The sequence below is a fragment of the Streptomyces sp. NPDC102441 genome (genome assembly GCF_044765585.1).
Lineage (GTDB): Bacteria > Actinomycetota > Actinomycetes > Streptomycetales > Streptomycetaceae > Streptomyces.
The window spans coordinates 64,564-77,726 of the sequence record NZ_JBIWKH010000009.1; the positions used below are offsets into that span (position 1 = coordinate 64,564).

Annotated in this window: 12 protein-coding genes and 1 pseudogene; 8 read left to right on the plus strand and 5 right to left on the minus strand. The window is 71.9% G+C overall.

The annotated features are described in order from the left end of the window. Positions 1-192 precede the first annotated feature (192 nt). Positions 193-1,029 carry an alpha/beta fold hydrolase gene (locus ACIREO_RS20750; RefSeq protein WP_404112170.1) on the plus strand — a complete coding sequence of 279 codons (837 nt, stop codon included), beginning with the start codon at positions 193-195 and terminating at the stop codon, positions 1,027-1,029. Positions 1,030-1,077: 48 nt separating this feature from the next. On the opposite strand, the gene ACIREO_RS20755 is transcribed toward ACIREO_RS20750, so the two are convergent. Together ACIREO_RS20755 and ACIREO_RS20760 are read right to left on the minus strand one after the other, a co-directional pair. Further along, on the minus strand, positions 1,078-2,670 hold the full coding sequence (locus ACIREO_RS20755; RefSeq protein ID WP_404112173.1) for a DHA2 family efflux MFS transporter permease subunit: 1,593 nt from the start codon (positions 2,668-2,670) through the stop codon (positions 1,078-1,080). A gap of 121 nt (positions 2,671-2,791) precedes the next feature. Beyond that, a complete protein-coding gene (locus ACIREO_RS20760) occupies positions 2,792-3,265 on the minus strand; it encodes a MarR family winged helix-turn-helix transcriptional regulator (protein ID WP_404112176.1) in 474 nt (157 codons plus the stop codon). 156 nt (positions 3,266-3,421) lie between these two features. On the opposite strand from ACIREO_RS20760, the gene ACIREO_RS20765 reads away from it, so the two are divergent. The 4 genes from ACIREO_RS20765 (at position 3,422) to ACIREO_RS20780 (ending at position 7,322) form a co-directional block, all read left to right on the plus strand. Then, positions 3,422-3,841, plus strand: coding sequence for a MarR family winged helix-turn-helix transcriptional regulator (locus ACIREO_RS20765; protein ID WP_404112882.1), 420 nt, complete (start codon positions 3,422-3,424; stop codon positions 3,839-3,841). A 280-nt stretch (positions 3,842-4,121) separates the two neighbouring features. Beyond that, entirely contained in the window at positions 4,122-5,150 is a 1,029-nt protein-coding gene (gene tdh / locus ACIREO_RS20770; protein WP_404112178.1) for an L-threonine 3-dehydrogenase, read from the plus strand. Positions 5,151-5,192: 42 nt separating this feature from the next. After that, positions 5,193-6,386 carry a glycine C-acetyltransferase gene (locus tag ACIREO_RS20775; RefSeq protein ID WP_404112181.1) on the plus strand — a complete coding sequence of 398 codons (1,194 nt, stop codon included), beginning with the start codon at positions 5,193-5,195 and terminating at the stop codon, positions 6,384-6,386. 30 nt (positions 6,387-6,416) lie between these two features. Next, complete coding sequence (locus ACIREO_RS20780) at positions 6,417-7,322, plus strand: LysR family transcriptional regulator (protein ID WP_404112183.1); 906 nt, start codon at positions 6,417-6,419, stop codon at positions 7,320-7,322. 16 nt (positions 7,323-7,338) lie between these two features. On the opposite strand, the gene ACIREO_RS20785 is transcribed toward ACIREO_RS20780, so the two are convergent. Continuing rightward, the gene (locus ACIREO_RS20785; RefSeq protein WP_404112186.1) at positions 7,339-7,725 is read right to left on the minus strand and encodes a VOC family protein; all 387 of its coding nucleotides are present in this window, start codon (positions 7,723-7,725) and stop codon (positions 7,339-7,341) included. Between the two features lie 84 nt (positions 7,726-7,809). On the opposite strand from ACIREO_RS20785, the gene ACIREO_RS20790 reads away from it, so the two are divergent. Further along, complete coding sequence (locus ACIREO_RS20790) at positions 7,810-8,436, plus strand: nucleoside/nucleotide kinase family protein (protein WP_404112189.1); 627 nt, start codon at positions 7,810-7,812, stop codon at positions 8,434-8,436. An 81-nt stretch (positions 8,437-8,517) separates the two neighbouring features. Continuing rightward, positions 8,518-9,648: a M24 family metallopeptidase gene (locus ACIREO_RS20795; protein ID WP_404112192.1), complete on the plus strand. Its 1,131-nt coding sequence runs from the start codon at positions 8,518-8,520 to the stop codon at positions 9,646-9,648. 22 nt (positions 9,649-9,670) lie between these two features. On the opposite strand, the gene treZ is transcribed toward ACIREO_RS20795, so the two are convergent. Continuing rightward, positions 9,671-11,431: a malto-oligosyltrehalose trehalohydrolase gene (gene treZ, locus ACIREO_RS20800; RefSeq protein ID WP_404112195.1), complete on the minus strand. Its 1,761-nt coding sequence runs from the start codon at positions 11,429-11,431 to the stop codon at positions 9,671-9,673. Between the two features lie 255 nt (positions 11,432-11,686). Here treZ and ACIREO_RS20805 point away from each other — a divergent pair, with 255 nt between their 5' ends. Next, entirely contained in the window at positions 11,687-13,081 is a 1,395-nt protein-coding gene (locus tag ACIREO_RS20805) for a GH1 family beta-glucosidase (RefSeq protein ID WP_404112198.1), read from the plus strand. Here the strand turns inward: ACIREO_RS20805 and ACIREO_RS20810 are convergent. Continuing rightward, positions 13,053-13,151, minus strand: a pseudogene (locus ACIREO_RS20810) (GNAT family N-acetyltransferase); the annotation flags it as partial. The gene ACIREO_RS20805 and the pseudogene ACIREO_RS20810 overlap by 29 nt on opposite strands. Between the last annotated feature and the right edge of the window lie 12 nt (positions 13,152-13,163).

Sequence of the window (13,163 nt, forward strand, 5' to 3'; positions counted from 1 at the left end):
AGGCCCTCATCGTCCCTGCCACGTGCGTCCCCGTCACGCGCACCGGCCGCCGCTCGCCGCCCTGTCGGTGCGGCCCGGCCCGGCGGAGCGACGACCCCGGCGGGGAGCTTTCCGCAGTCGTGCGGGCGACGCTATCAAGCCCTGACGCCCCGTTGGGCCGCACCGAGTACGAGGAACCTCTAGGTTGGCCGTATGACCGAGGTGACGCTTTCCGCGGGAGTGGTGGAGTACGAGGACACGGGCGGGGAAGGGCCGGTGCTGGTCCTGCTCCACGGGGTAGCGATGAACGGTTCGCTCTGGCGCCATGTCGTCGCCGGGCTGCGCTCCGACTACAGGTGCGTCGTGCCCACGCTGCCACTGGGTGCCCACCGCAGGCCGATGCGCCCGGACGCCGACCTGACGGTGCGTGGAGTCGCCCACCTGGTGGCGGAGTTCCTGGAGGCGCTGGACCTCCAGGACGTCACCCTGGTGATGAACGACTGGGGCGGGGCACAGGCCCTCGTCGCGGAGGGCAGGGACCAGCGGATCGGCAGGCTGGTGATCACGTCCTGCGAGGCGTTCGACAACTTCCCGCCCGGCCTGCCCGGCCGCAACCTGTACGCCGCGGCCAGGGTGCCGGGCGGCCTGCGGCTCGCCTTCGCCCTGCTGAAGCTGGAGCGGATGCGCCGGCTGCCCCTGACATGGGGGTGGATGAGCAGACGGCCGGTCCCGCCCGACGTGATGGACGAGTGGTTCCGGCCGCTGTGGACCTCCGCCGCGATCCGGCGGGACCTGCGGGCATACGTGCTCGGGGTGCCTCCCCGGGACGAGCTCCTGGCGTGGGCGGAAGCACTGCGCACGTTCGACCGCCCAGCGCTCGTCGTCTGGGCGGCCGAGGACAAGGTCATGCCGCTCGCGCACGGCCGGAGGCTGGCGGAGATGCTGCCCAAGGGTGAACTCGTGGAGATCGCCGACAGCTTCACCCTCATCCCCGAGGACCAGCCCCGGCCGCTGGGCGAGGCCATCAGGACGTTCGTACCGCTGTCCTGACGTAACGCGGGCGGGTACGGGGGCGCGCGCTCCCGCACCCGCCAGTCCTCAGTCCTCCACGGCCTCCGCCCGGGTGCGACCGCGCATGCCGAACCCGGCCAGCAGCGCACCGGCGGCACACAGGACCGCGGTGACGATCACGGCGGCGTGCATCCCGTTCATGAAGGCGTTTCCGCTGCCCTCGATCACGGCGGCCCTCAGCTGCGCCGGCATGTCGGCCGACACGGGCGAGACACCCATGGACACCGCGTCCCTGGCCTCTCCGAGGCCCGCCACGGTCCCGGCGGGGACCCCGGCGGAGGCCAGCTCACCGGTCAGGGTGGAACCCACCTTCCCGCTGATCAGGGAGACCAGCACGGACGTGCCGAGCGCACCGCCGATCTGCAGCGAGGTGGCCTGCAGCCCGCCCGCGACGCCGCCGTCCTTCCTCGGCGCGTTGCCGACGATGGCGTCGGAGGACGCCGACATCACCATGCCGACACCCAGACCGATGGCGAGGAACGGCGGCCACATCGCGGCGAACGCGGAACCGGCGTCCCAGGTCAGCATCCACAGGGAGGCCGCCGCCTGGAGGACCATGCCGGCCGGCATGGTCACCCGCGGGCCGAAGCGCTGGGTCAGGGTGGCGCCGAGCGGTGCCGCCACCACGGTGGCCAGGCTGAACGGCAGTGTGCGGACACCGGCTTCGACCGGCGAGAAGCCGCGCACGTTCTGCAGGTACAGCATCACGAAGAAGATGACACCGAGCATCACGAAGAAGTTGATCGCGGTGACGATCGTGCCGATGGTCAGCGAACGGTTACGGAAGAGGCGCATCGGCAGCAGCGGGTGCTCGCGACGGGTCTCGTACCGGCAGAAGCCGGCCAGCACGACCAGGCCCGCCGCGATCGACCCCAGCGTTCCGCCGGAGGCCCAGCCCCAGGTCTCCCCCTTGACCACGCCGAAGATCAGGGCGACCAGGCCGACGGCCAGCAGGACCACACCGAGCACGTCGAAGCGGTGGTGTCCGGTGGAGTCCTTGCTCTTCGGGAGGACGAACAGGCTGAAGACCAGCGCGGCGACGCCGATGGGGGCGTTGATGTAGAAGACCGACTCCCAGTTGACGTGCTCGATGAGCAGACCGCCGACGATCGGGCCGAGCGCGGTGGAGCAGGACGCCACCATGGCCCACAGGCCCACGGCCATTCCGAACTTCTGGGGCGGGAAGACCGCACGCAGCAGACCGAGGGTGTTGGGAATCAGCAGGGCGGCGAAGAGGCCCTGGACCGCACGGAAGGTGATGACGCCCTCGATCGAGCCGGAGAGGGCGATCGCGACCGAGGCCAGCGTGAAGCCGACGGTACCGACCATGTACACCGTGTGCCGCCCGAAGCGGTCACCGAGCTTGCCGCCCAGGATCAGCAGGGCGGCCATGGCGATCAGATAGGCGTTGGTGACCCACTGCAGATCGGCCGTGGACGCGCTGAGGTCCCGGCCGATCTCGGGGTTGGCTATCGCGACGACGGAGGAGTCGAGGTTGACCATGAACAGGCCGACGGCCACGGCGATCAGCGTCAGCCAGGGATTGCCGCGCCTGCCCCGGGGCACATCGGGTGGACTGCTTTCGGGCAGGGAGGAGGTGTCCACGGTGGTGGAGGACATGCGGAAGCCTTGTCTGTGAAACTTCGGGATGACGAGAAGACGTGCCCCGGCCACGACTCAGCCGCGTACGGGGAGCCGGCCGTGCCGGGAGACCCGGTCACGGCCGTGCCCGGCGGGGGAGTCAGCCCGCGGGGGAGTGGAGGCGCCGGTTCAGTGACGTCAGCGCGCCCAGGGCCGCACCGAGAGCGTCGAGCTCCCCCTCGGTGAGGGTGCGCAGCGCGCCTGCGAGATGGGTCTCCTTGAGCGCCCGCGCCTCGGCGAGCCGCTCCCGGGCCGTCGGCGTCGGATGCAGGTGGGCGACCCGCTTGTCGGCGGGGTCCTGGCGGCGTTCCAGCAGTCCCAGGTCGGTGAGCTGGGAGACGAGGGCGCTGACGTTGTTCGGCTTCATCAGCAGGGCTTCGGCCGTCTCCCTGACGGTGATCCCTTCGCGCTCCTCGACGAGGAACAGCAGCGCCAACTGGCCGTCGGGAAGCCGGGGATGCGGGAACCCGTGGGCGACCTGCCGCTCCAGACCCCGGTGCAGAGCAGGCAGGGACGCCACGAGCGCGGAGGCTACGTGGTCGATCTCCTGGTCGGGCGCGGTGGGGTCTGGCACGTCCCCAGCATAGGTACCGGGAGATAGCTATGTCAACATACCCAAATATGGACGGTGGTCGAGTGGTATATGTGCCGTGAAGAGCCCCGATGTGCCGCCAAGGCGGTCGAGAGAAGGACCGTGGACAAGCCGACGCACCTGGTCGAGTTCGAGACGATGCTGCTCGGGCGGCACCTCCAGCCGGGCGCGCCCCGGTCGAGGCGGGGCGGCGGGCATCTCGACCGCAGCGCCTACACCCTGCTGAGCCGGATCCGTATGCAGGGACCGATGTCCATCGGGCAGCTCAGCGAGGCCTTCGGCCTCGACGCCTCCACCCTGAACCGGCAGACCGCCGCCATGCTGCGGGACGGTCTGGTCGAGCGCATCCCGGACCCCGACGGAGGCATCGCCCGCAAGTTCCGCATCACCGGTGCGGGTGAACGTGGCCTCGACACGGAGCGCGCGGAGAACATCAGCGGCCTGGAGCGCGTCATGGCCGACTGGTCGCCCGACGAGGTCGCCGGCTTCGCCGCGTACCTCAAGCGCTTCAACGGCGACATCGAGAACCTCGACGGGCGGCCCTGGCCCCGGCCCTGAGCACACGGAACCCGTTCGGTCACACGCGTGTCCCGCTTGTCGCACGTGAGCACGAACACGTGAGCACGAAGGTGTGAAGCGGAGCTGCGGCGGCGCTTAAGAAATCCTCGATGGACCTGGGGCCCGGTGTGCGGGAGGGTCTCTGGGACGGCAGCGCGCGGCGAACGGCACGTTCGCCCCGGTCCGTCCGCCGTCCCCCACACACCCCGGGCCGCAGGCCGCCTTCGGCATGCCCTCGGGCCGGGTGTTCACCAGGTACCAGGTACAGGGAGCCGCAGCTGTGAAGGCACTCGTGAAGCACAAGGCCGAGCCGGGACTGTGGCTGATGGACGTGCCGGAGCCGGAGACCGGCCCCGGGGACGTGCTGATCAAGGTGGTGCGCACCGGGATCTGCGGCACCGACCTGCACATCCGCGACTACGACGGCTGGGCGCAGCAGGCCGTGCGCACCCCGCTCGTCCTGGGCCACGAGTTCGTCGGCGAGGTCGCAGGTCTCGGCTCCGACGTCGTCGACATCAAGATCGGCGACCTGGTCAGCGGTGAGGGCCATCTGGTCTGCGGGAAGTGCCGCAACTGCCTCGCCGGGCGCCGGCACCTGTGCCGCTCCACCCTCGGGCTCGGAGTCGGCCGGGACGGGGCGTTCGCCGAATACCTGGCGCTGCCCGCGTCGAACGTCTGGGTGCACCGCGACAAGGTCGATCTCGACATCGCCGCGATCTTCGACCCCTTCGGCAACGCCGTGCACACCGCGCTGTCCTTCCCGCTCGTCGGCGAGGACGTGCTGATCACCGGCGCCGGCCCGATCGGCATCATGGCCGCCGCCGTCGCCCGCCACGCGGGCGCCCGCAACGTCGTCATCACCGATGTCAGCGAGGCCCGCCTCGACCTGGCGAGGAAGGTCGGGGTGGACCTCGCCCTGAACGTCGGCGGCGCGACCGTCGCGGACGGCCAGCGCACCCTCGGACTGCGCGAGGGCTTCGACATCGGCCTGGAGATGTCCGGACGCCCCGAGGCCATGCGGGACATGATCGCGAACATGACGCACGGCGGCCGGATCGCGATGCTCGGACTGCCGTCCGCCGAATTCCCCGTCGACTGGTCCCGGGTCGTCACCTCGATGCTCACGATCAAGGGCATCTACGGCCGCGAGATGTACGAGACCTGGTACGCCATGTCCGTACTCCTGGAGGGCGGGCTCGACCTCGCCCCGGTGATCACCGGCCGCTACGGCTACCGCGACTTCGAGGCCGCGTTCGACGACGCCGCGAGCGGTCTCGGCGGCAAGGTCCTGCTCGACTGGGCCGCCTGACACTCCTCGTACGCACCCGTATCCACCTGGGAGACACTCCTGATGTTCGATTCCGTACGCGATGACCTGCGCACCACCCTCGACGAGATCCGCGAGGCCGGACTCCAGAAGCCCGAGCGCGTCATCGGCACCCCGCAGTCCGCCACCGTCGCCGTCACCGGCGGTGGGCGCCCAGGCGCGGTGCTCAACTTCTGCGCCAACAACTACCTGGGCCTCGCCGACCACCCCGAGGTCGTCGCCGCGGCACACGAGGCGCTCGACCGCTGGGGGTACGGGCTCGCGTCCGTCCGCTTCATCTGCGGCACCCAGGAGGTCCACAAGGAGCTGGAGCAGCGGCTCTCCGCCTTCCTCGGCCAGGAGGACACGATCCTCTACTCCTCCTGCTTCGACGCCAACGGCGGAGTCTTCGAGACCCTCCTCGGCCCCGAGGACGCGGTGATCTCCGACGCCCTCAACCACGCCTCCATCATCGACGGCATCCGCCTGTCCAAGGCGAAGCGCCTCCGCTACGCCAACCGCGACATGGCCGACCTGGAGCAGCAGCTCAAGGAGGCCTCCGGGGCCCGCCGCCGGCTCGTCGTCACGGACGGCGTCTTCTCCATGGACGGCTACGTCGCCCCGCTGGCCGAGATCTGCGACCTCGCCGACCGCTACGACGCCATGGTCATGGTCGACGACTCGCACGCAGTCGGCTTCGTCGGCCCCGGCGGCCGGGGCACCCCCGAACTGCACGGCGTCATGGACCGCGTCGACATCATCACCGGCACGCTCGGCAAGGCGCTCGGCGGCGCCTCCGGCGGCTACGTCGCGGCGCGCGCCGAGATCGTCGCGCTGCTGCGCCAGCGCTCGCGCCCGTACCTCTTCTCCAACTCGCTCGCCCCGGTCATCGCCGCCGCCTCCCTCAAGGTCATCGACCTGCTGGAGTCCGCGGGCGACCTGCGCGAGCAGCTCGACGCCAACACCGCGCTCTTCCGCTCCCGGATGACAGCGGAAGGCTTCGACATCCTGCCCGGCGACCACGCCATCGCCCCGGTGATGATCGGGGACGCGGCGAAGGCGGCCCGGATGGCCGAACTGCTCCTGGAACGCGGTGTGTACGTGATCGGGTTCTCGTACCCCGTCGTCCCGCAGGGAGCCGCGCGCATCCGCGTCCAGCTCTCCGCCGCCCACTCCACCGACGATGTCAACCGCGCCGTGGACGCGTTCGTCGACGCACGGGACGCCCTGGAGGCGTAGAGCCGTCTCACGATCTGGGACCATGGGCGCATGATCGACGCACGGCGGCTGCGCATTCTCCGTGCGGTGGCCGACCACCGCACGGTGACCGCCGCTGCCGCCGCGCTGTACCTGACCCCCTCCGCGGTCTCCCAGCAGCTCGCCGCACTGGAGCAGGAGACCGGCCACCGGCTGGTCGAGCGCGGGGCGCGGGGTGCCCGGCTGACCGTCGCCGGGGAGATCCTGCTGACCCACGCCAACGCGGTCCTCGCCCAGCTGGAGCGGGCGGAGGCGGAGCTCGCCGACTACAGCGCGGGTGTCGCGGGGACGGTCACCGTCGCCGCCTTCGCCACGGGGATCGGGCTCGTCCTCGCGCCGGCGATCGCCGAACTCACCCGCACCGCGCCGGGCATCCGGGTCCGGGTGCAGGACGCCGAGGGTGACGCGAGCGTGCCGATGGTGCTGGACCGGCAGGCCGATGTGGCGGTCGCCGTCGAATACCGGGGCGCGCCCGGTGACGACGACCGGCGGCTGACCCGGGTGCCGCTGTACTCCGAGCCGTTCGACGCGGTACTGCCGGTCGGCCACCGGCTCGCGGACCAGGAGCACGTCGCCGTCGCCGATCTCGCCAAGGACACGTGGATCGGCCCGTACCCGGGCAACCCCTGCCACGACGTGGTGGTCCTGGCCTGTGAGTACGCCGGTTTCGAGCCCCTGCTGGAGCACTCGTCGGACGACTTCCACGCCGTGGTCGCCCTGGCCGGGGCCGGCGCCGGGGTGGCGCTGGTGCCCCGCTCGGCCCTGCGCGGCACGGAGCTCGGCCGCGTCGTCGTGCGGCCCGTGGAGGGTGTCGCGCCGACCCGGCGGGTCTTCGCCGCCGTACGGCAGGGGGCCGAAGGACACCCGCTGATCAAGCCGGTCCTGGAAGCGCTGCGGGCGGCGGCCGGGCCGGTGTGACGTCCCGGAAGGGCGGTCACGCCGGCTGCAGCAGATCCCACCGGTTGCCGTAGAGGTCCTCGAACACCGCGACGGAGCCGTACGTCTCGTGCCTCGGCTCCTCCAGGAATCGGACCCCGGCGGCCCGCATCCGCTCGTGGTCACCCGCGAAGTCCTCCGTGTGCAGGAAGAAGCCGACCCGTCCGCCCGTCTGCGCCCCGACACTCGCCCGCTGGGGCTCGTCCTTGGCGCGCGCCAGCAGCAGCCCCGTGCCCGTGGTGCCACGCGGCCGCACGACCACCCAGCGGGAGCCGTCCCCCCGGTCCGTGTCCTCCACCAGCTCGAAACCGAGGGCGCCGGTGTAGAAGGAGAGGGCCTCGTCGTAGTCGCGGACGACCAGCGTGACCAGGGCGATGTGGGACATGGGAAACCTCGTCCTCGGCGTGGGGATGCGGTAGTTATACGTAACACTAACGTGTCGTCGCCCCGGCCGGGGACAATGTCCGTCATGGACACGAGCGACCTCGCCGCGCTGACGGACCGCGCCCGCAGCCTCGCCACAGCCGGCGGACGCCGCATCCTCGGCATCGCGGGGGCGCCCGGTGCCGGGAAGTCCACGCTGGCCGCCCGGATCGTCGAACGGCTCGAAGGCCGCGCGGTCCTCGTCCCCATGGACGGCTTCCACCTGGCCGGGGCGGAGCTCGAACGTCTCGGGCGGGCCGACCGCAAGGGCGCCCCCGACACCTTCGACGCCGCCGGATACGCGGCCCTGCTCCGGCGGCTGCGCGACCCCGGAGGCCCGGACCCGGTGTACGCGCCCGCCTTCGACCGCGCGCTGGAGGAGCCGGTCGCCGGCTCCGTGTGCGTCGCCCCGGACGTCCCGCTCGTCGTGACAGAGGGCAACTACCTGCTGCTGGACGAGGGGCCCTGGGCGCCGGTACGCGGGCTGCTGGACGAGGTGTGGTTCCTGGACGTCGATCCGGCGGCCCGGGTCGGCGGGCTCGTGGAACGGCATGTGCGCTTCGGGAAGCCCCGCAGGCACGCCGAGCGCTGGGTCGCCGAGTCCGACGAGCGCAACGCCCGGCTGGTCGAGCTCCACCGCGGCCGTGCCGACCTCGTCGTACGGCGCGACTGAGCACACCCGGTATCCCGCTCGCATCCTCCGGGGCGGCCGGGCAGGATGCTGAGTGCCGCGTCGCCCGCCCAGGAGGTCCCCATGCCCAGCACCGACCAGCCCGTGCCCTTCACCGCCGACGACTACCGGGCCAGGATGACCCGCGCCGCCGAGTCGGCCGACGCGGCCGGCCTGGCCGGCGTCCTCGTCGCGCCGGGCCCCGACATGGTCCACCTCACCGGCTACCGGCCGACCGCGGAGACCGAGCGCCTCACGCTGCTCGTCCTGCGGGCGGGCCACGACCCGGTCCTCGTCGTCCCGGCCCTGGAGGCGGCCGACGCGGAACGCGCGGCGGGCGCCCCCGCCCTCACCCTGACGGACTGGACCGACGCCGCGAACCCCTACACCCTGACCGCCGGACTGCTGCACGCCAAGGGCCGGTTCGGGATCAGCGACAACGCCTGGGCGCTGCACCTGCTGGCCCTGCACAAGCTTCTCCCCGACACCTCCTACGCCTCGCTCACCGAGGCCCTGCCGATGCTGCGCGCGGTCAAGGACACGGCCGAGCTGGAACGCCTCGCCGCCGCGGGGGCCGCCGCCGACGCGACGTACGAGGAGATCCTCAAGGTCCGCTTCTCCGGCCGCCGGGAGAGCGAGGTGGCCGCCGACCTGGCCGCCCTTCTCACCGAACACGGGCACTCCCAGGTCGACTTCACCGTGGTGGGCTCGGGCCCCAACGGTGCGAACCCGCACCACGAGGCGGGCGACCGCACCATCGTCCAGGGCGACATGGTCGTCCTGGACTTCGGCGGGCTGATGCACGGCTACGGCTCCGACACCTCTCGTACGGTCCATGTCGGCGAACCCACCGCCGAGGAGCAGCGGGTCCACGACGTCGTACGCGAGGCGCAGGAGGCCGGCTGCCGTGCCGTGCGGCCCGGGGTGGCCTGTCAGGAGATCGACCGCGCGGCCCGCGCGGTCATCACCGAGTTCGGCTGCGGCGAGCGGTTCATCCACCGCACGGGCCACGGCATCGGCGTCACCACCCACGAACCGCCCTACATGATCGAGGGCGAGGAGCAGCCGCTGGTCCCCGGGATGTGCTTCTCCGTCGAGCCGGGCGTCTATCTCCCGGGCCGCTTCGGCGTCCGTATCGAGGACATCGTCACGGTCACGGAGAGCGGGGGCAGGCGGCTGAACACCACCGCGCGCGAACTGGCGGTCGTCGAGTAGGGGGAACGCCCGGGGCGCGCTCTCAGTCGTCCGCCAGCACCACGCACGACTCCGGCGGCAGACGCAGCACCCCGTCCGCGCCGGGCGCCTCGACCGGCCCCCAGGCGGCCAGCACCCTGCCCCCGGCCTTCCGGTGCCGGCCGGATCCCAGCGGGATGGCGGCGGGCCTCCCGGAAAGGTTGACCGCGATCCGCAGATCGCCCCGCCGGTAGGCGATCCAGCGGGCCTCCTCGTCGTACGCCGTTCTCACCGACGCCAGATCCGGATCCGAGAGGTCCGGCAGGGTGTGGCGCAGTGCGATCAGCTGGCGGTGCCAGGCGAGCATCCGGGCATGCGGCTCGCGCTCCGGTTCGCTCCAGTCGAGGCAGGAGCGGGCCCGGGTGGCCGGGTCCTGCGGATCGGGGATGTCCTCCTCGGCCCAGCCGTGCGCCGCGAACTCCCTCCGCCTGCCGTCGCGTACGGCGCGGGCGAGCTCCGGGTCGGTGTGGTCGGTGAAGAACTGCCACGGGGTGCGGGCGCCCCACTCCTCGCCCATGAAGAGCATCGGGGTGAACGGCCCGGTGAGCACGAGCGCCGCGGCGCACGCCTGAAGGCCGGGGGAGAGCCCGGCGGCGAGCCGGTCACCCAGGGCACGGTTGCCGATCTGGTCGTGGGTCTGGGCGTAGCCCACGAAGCGGTGGGCGGGTGTCCGGGTGACGTCCACGGGTCGGCCGTGAGTGCGGCCACGGAAGCTGGAGTACGTACCGTTGTGGAAGAACGCACTGGTCACGGTCTTGGCGACGGCGGCCAGCGGAGCCGTCGCGAAGTCGGCGTAGTACCCCTGGGACTCGCCGGTGAGCGCGGTGTGCAGGGCGTGGTGGAAGTCGTCGTTCCACTGGGCGTGCAGCCCGATGCCGCCATCCGTGCGCGGAGTGGTCGTCCTCGGGTCGCAGAGATCGGACTCCGCGATCAGCCCGAGCGGTCTGCCGAGCTCCGAGGCGAGGGCGTCGACGGCCGTGGCGAGCTCCTCCAGGAAGGTGAACGCCCTGCCGTCGGCCAGCGCGTGGACGGCGTCCAGGCGCAGGCCGTCCAGGCGGTAGTCCCGCAGCCAGGCGAGCGCGCTGCCCAGCAGATAGGCGCGCACCTCGTCCGAGCCGGGGGCGTCGAGATTGACGGCCGAACCCCAGGGGGTGTGGTGAGTGTCCGTGAAGTACGGGCCGAAGGCCGGGAGGTAGTTGCCCGAGGGGCCCAGGTGGTTGTGGACCACGTCCAGGACGACCGCGAGACCCAGACCGTGCGCCGTGTCGACGAAGCGCTTCAGTCCCGCCGGGCCGCCGTACGGCTCGTGCACCGCCCAGAGCGACACCCCTTCGTACCCCCACCCGTGGGTGCCGGGGAACGGACAGACGGGCATCAGCTCCACATGGGTGATGCCGAGGTCCACCAGGCGGCCGAGCCGCTCGGCCGCGGCGTCGAAGGTGCCCGCCTCCGTGAACGTGCCGATGTGCAGCTCGTACAGGACGGCGCCCGGCATTCCGCGGCCGGCCCAGACGGTCCGCCAGCCGTGGGCGCCGTGGTCCACGACCGCGCTCTCGCCGTCGGGCCCGTCCGGCTGCCGACGGGAGCGCGGATCGGGCAGCACGGGACCGTCGTCGAGCGAGAAACCGTAGCGGTCCCCGTCGGCCGCCTCCGCGTCCGCCGTCCACCAGCCCGCACGCAGCGGATCGCGCTCCATCGGCCGGCGGCCGCCCGCCGTGCACAGCACCGCCGACCCGGCCTCGGGGGCCCACACCTCGAACTGCATTCAGCACTCCTCGTCCGTGAACCCGGTGCCTCGCCAGAGGCCCGTGTTCGGCGGAATCCGCACGCACGGGCCCCGGGTACTGGAGCGAGTCCGCAACTGGCGATCAGGGTCTGGTCCTGATCATTGCCCTGCCGGGTTCTGCTCATACGCGGCGAGCCCGGGCAGTAGTACAAGGGTCCCTTGTTTGGATCAGGCGAGCCCGGCATGATCGGGACGAGAGACCCCGGGCCCCTCTTACGGCTGCTGGAGGCCGCGATGACCGTTCCGACGTTCCCACCCGGCTTCCTGTGGGGAGCCTCAGCTTCCGCTTTCCAGACGGAAGGGGCCTTCGACGCGGAGGGCAAGGGGCTCTCCGGCTGGGACGCCTTCGCCGCCCAGCCCGGCCGGATCAAGGACGGCACGGACACCACCAGGGGCACCGGCTTCCACGAGCACTACCGCGAGGACGTCGCCCTGCTGGCGGGACTCGGCGCGGACGCCTTCCGCTTCTCCATCAGCTGGCCCCGGGTCGTGCCCGGCGGCAGCGGTTCGCTCAACCCCGCCGGGCTGGACTTCTACGACCGGCTCGTCGACGAGCTCTGCGCCCACGGCATCACCCCCGCCCCGACCCTCTACCACTGGGACACCCCGCTCCCGCTGGAGGACGAGGGCGGCTGGCTCAACCGGGACACGGCCTACCGCTTCGCCGAGTACGCGGGCATCGTCGCCGAACGCCTCGCCGACCGGGTCCCCATGTGGATCACCATCAACGAGCCGGCCGAGGTCACGATGCTCGGCTACGCCCTCGGCGAGCACGCCCCAGGCCGCACGCTCCTCTTCGACGCCCTGCCGGCCGCACACCATCAGCTGCTCGCGCACGGACTGGCCGTACGGGCGCTGCGCGCCGCAGGCGCCGGCAACATCGGCATCGCGCTCTCGCACACCCCCGTGTGGACGGCGGGCGACACCGACGAGGACAGGGCGGGGGCGGAGATCTACGACACCCTGACCAACTGGCTGTTCGCCGATCCGGTCCTCACCGGCCGTTATCCCGACGAAGGCTTCGCCTCACTGATGCCGGGACCGGTCGAGGAGGACCTCAAGGTCATCTCCACACCCCTCGACTGGTACGGCGTCAACTACTACAACCCCACCCTCGTCGGGGCCCCCAGGCCCGAGGCGCTCGACTCCTTCTCCGGGTACGCCATGCCCGCCGGGCTCCCCTTCGGGATCCGGGAGATCGAGGGCTACGACACCACCGACTTCGGCTGGCCCGTCGTCCCCGAGGGGCTCGGCGAGACGCTCGGCCAGTTGCGGGACCGCTTCGGCGACCGGCTGCCGCCCGTCTACATCACGGAGAACGGCTGCGCAGTCGACGAGCCCGTCGCCGACGGCCGCCGCATCGCCTTCCTGGAAGGGCACCTGGAGGCACTGCGTAAGGCCATCGACGCGGGCGTCGACGTGCGGGGCTACTTCACCTGGTCACTCACCGACAACGTCGAATGGACCGAGGGCGCCGGCAAGCGGTTCGGCCTGGTCCACATCGACTACGAGACAATGAAGCGCACCCCCAAGGATTCCTACGCCTGGTACCGCGACGTGATCAGCGCGCAGCGCACGGGCATCGCGCAGGGCCCGGCGCTCACACGAGGTGGACACGCTCCTGGATGACGCGGTGGCCTGCCCGGGCGAACGCTGCGGCCATCGGCACATTGCCCCGGTCCGTCGCGCCCGCGACGGCGCCCTCGGCCGC

What these genes read in the sequence shown, in the direction of transcription:
- ACIREO_RS20755 (WP_404112173.1), bottom strand. Translation starts at nt 2,670, where the DNA reads ATGTCCTCCACCACCGTGGACACCTCCTCCCTGCCCGAAAGCAGTCCA.
- ACIREO_RS20795 (WP_404112192.1), top strand. Translation starts at nt 8,518, where the DNA reads ATGCCCAGCACCGACCAGCCCGTGCCCTTCACCGCCGACGACTACCGG.
- ACIREO_RS20750 (WP_404112170.1), top strand. Translation starts at nt 193, where the DNA reads ATGACCGAGGTGACGCTTTCCGCGGGAGTGGTGGAGTACGAGGACACG.
- ACIREO_RS20780 (WP_404112183.1), top strand. Translation starts at nt 6,417, where the DNA reads ATGATCGACGCACGGCGGCTGCGCATTCTCCGTGCGGTGGCCGACCAC.
- ACIREO_RS20775 (WP_404112181.1), top strand. Translation starts at nt 5,193, where the DNA reads ATGTTCGATTCCGTACGCGATGACCTGCGCACCACCCTCGACGAGATC.
- ACIREO_RS20785 (WP_404112186.1), bottom strand. Translation starts at nt 7,725, where the DNA reads ATGTCCCACATCGCCCTGGTCACGCTGGTCGTCCGCGACTACGACGAG.
- ACIREO_RS20765 (WP_404112882.1), top strand. Translation starts at nt 3,422, where the DNA reads ATGCTGCTCGGGCGGCACCTCCAGCCGGGCGCGCCCCGGTCGAGGCGG.
- ACIREO_RS20790 (WP_404112189.1), top strand. Translation starts at nt 7,810, where the DNA reads ATGGACACGAGCGACCTCGCCGCGCTGACGGACCGCGCCCGCAGCCTC.
- ACIREO_RS20805 (WP_404112198.1), top strand. Translation starts at nt 11,687, where the DNA reads ATGACCGTTCCGACGTTCCCACCCGGCTTCCTGTGGGGAGCCTCAGCT.
- treZ (WP_404112195.1), bottom strand. Translation starts at nt 11,431, where the DNA reads ATGCAGTTCGAGGTGTGGGCCCCCGAGGCCGGGTCGGCGGTGCTGTGC.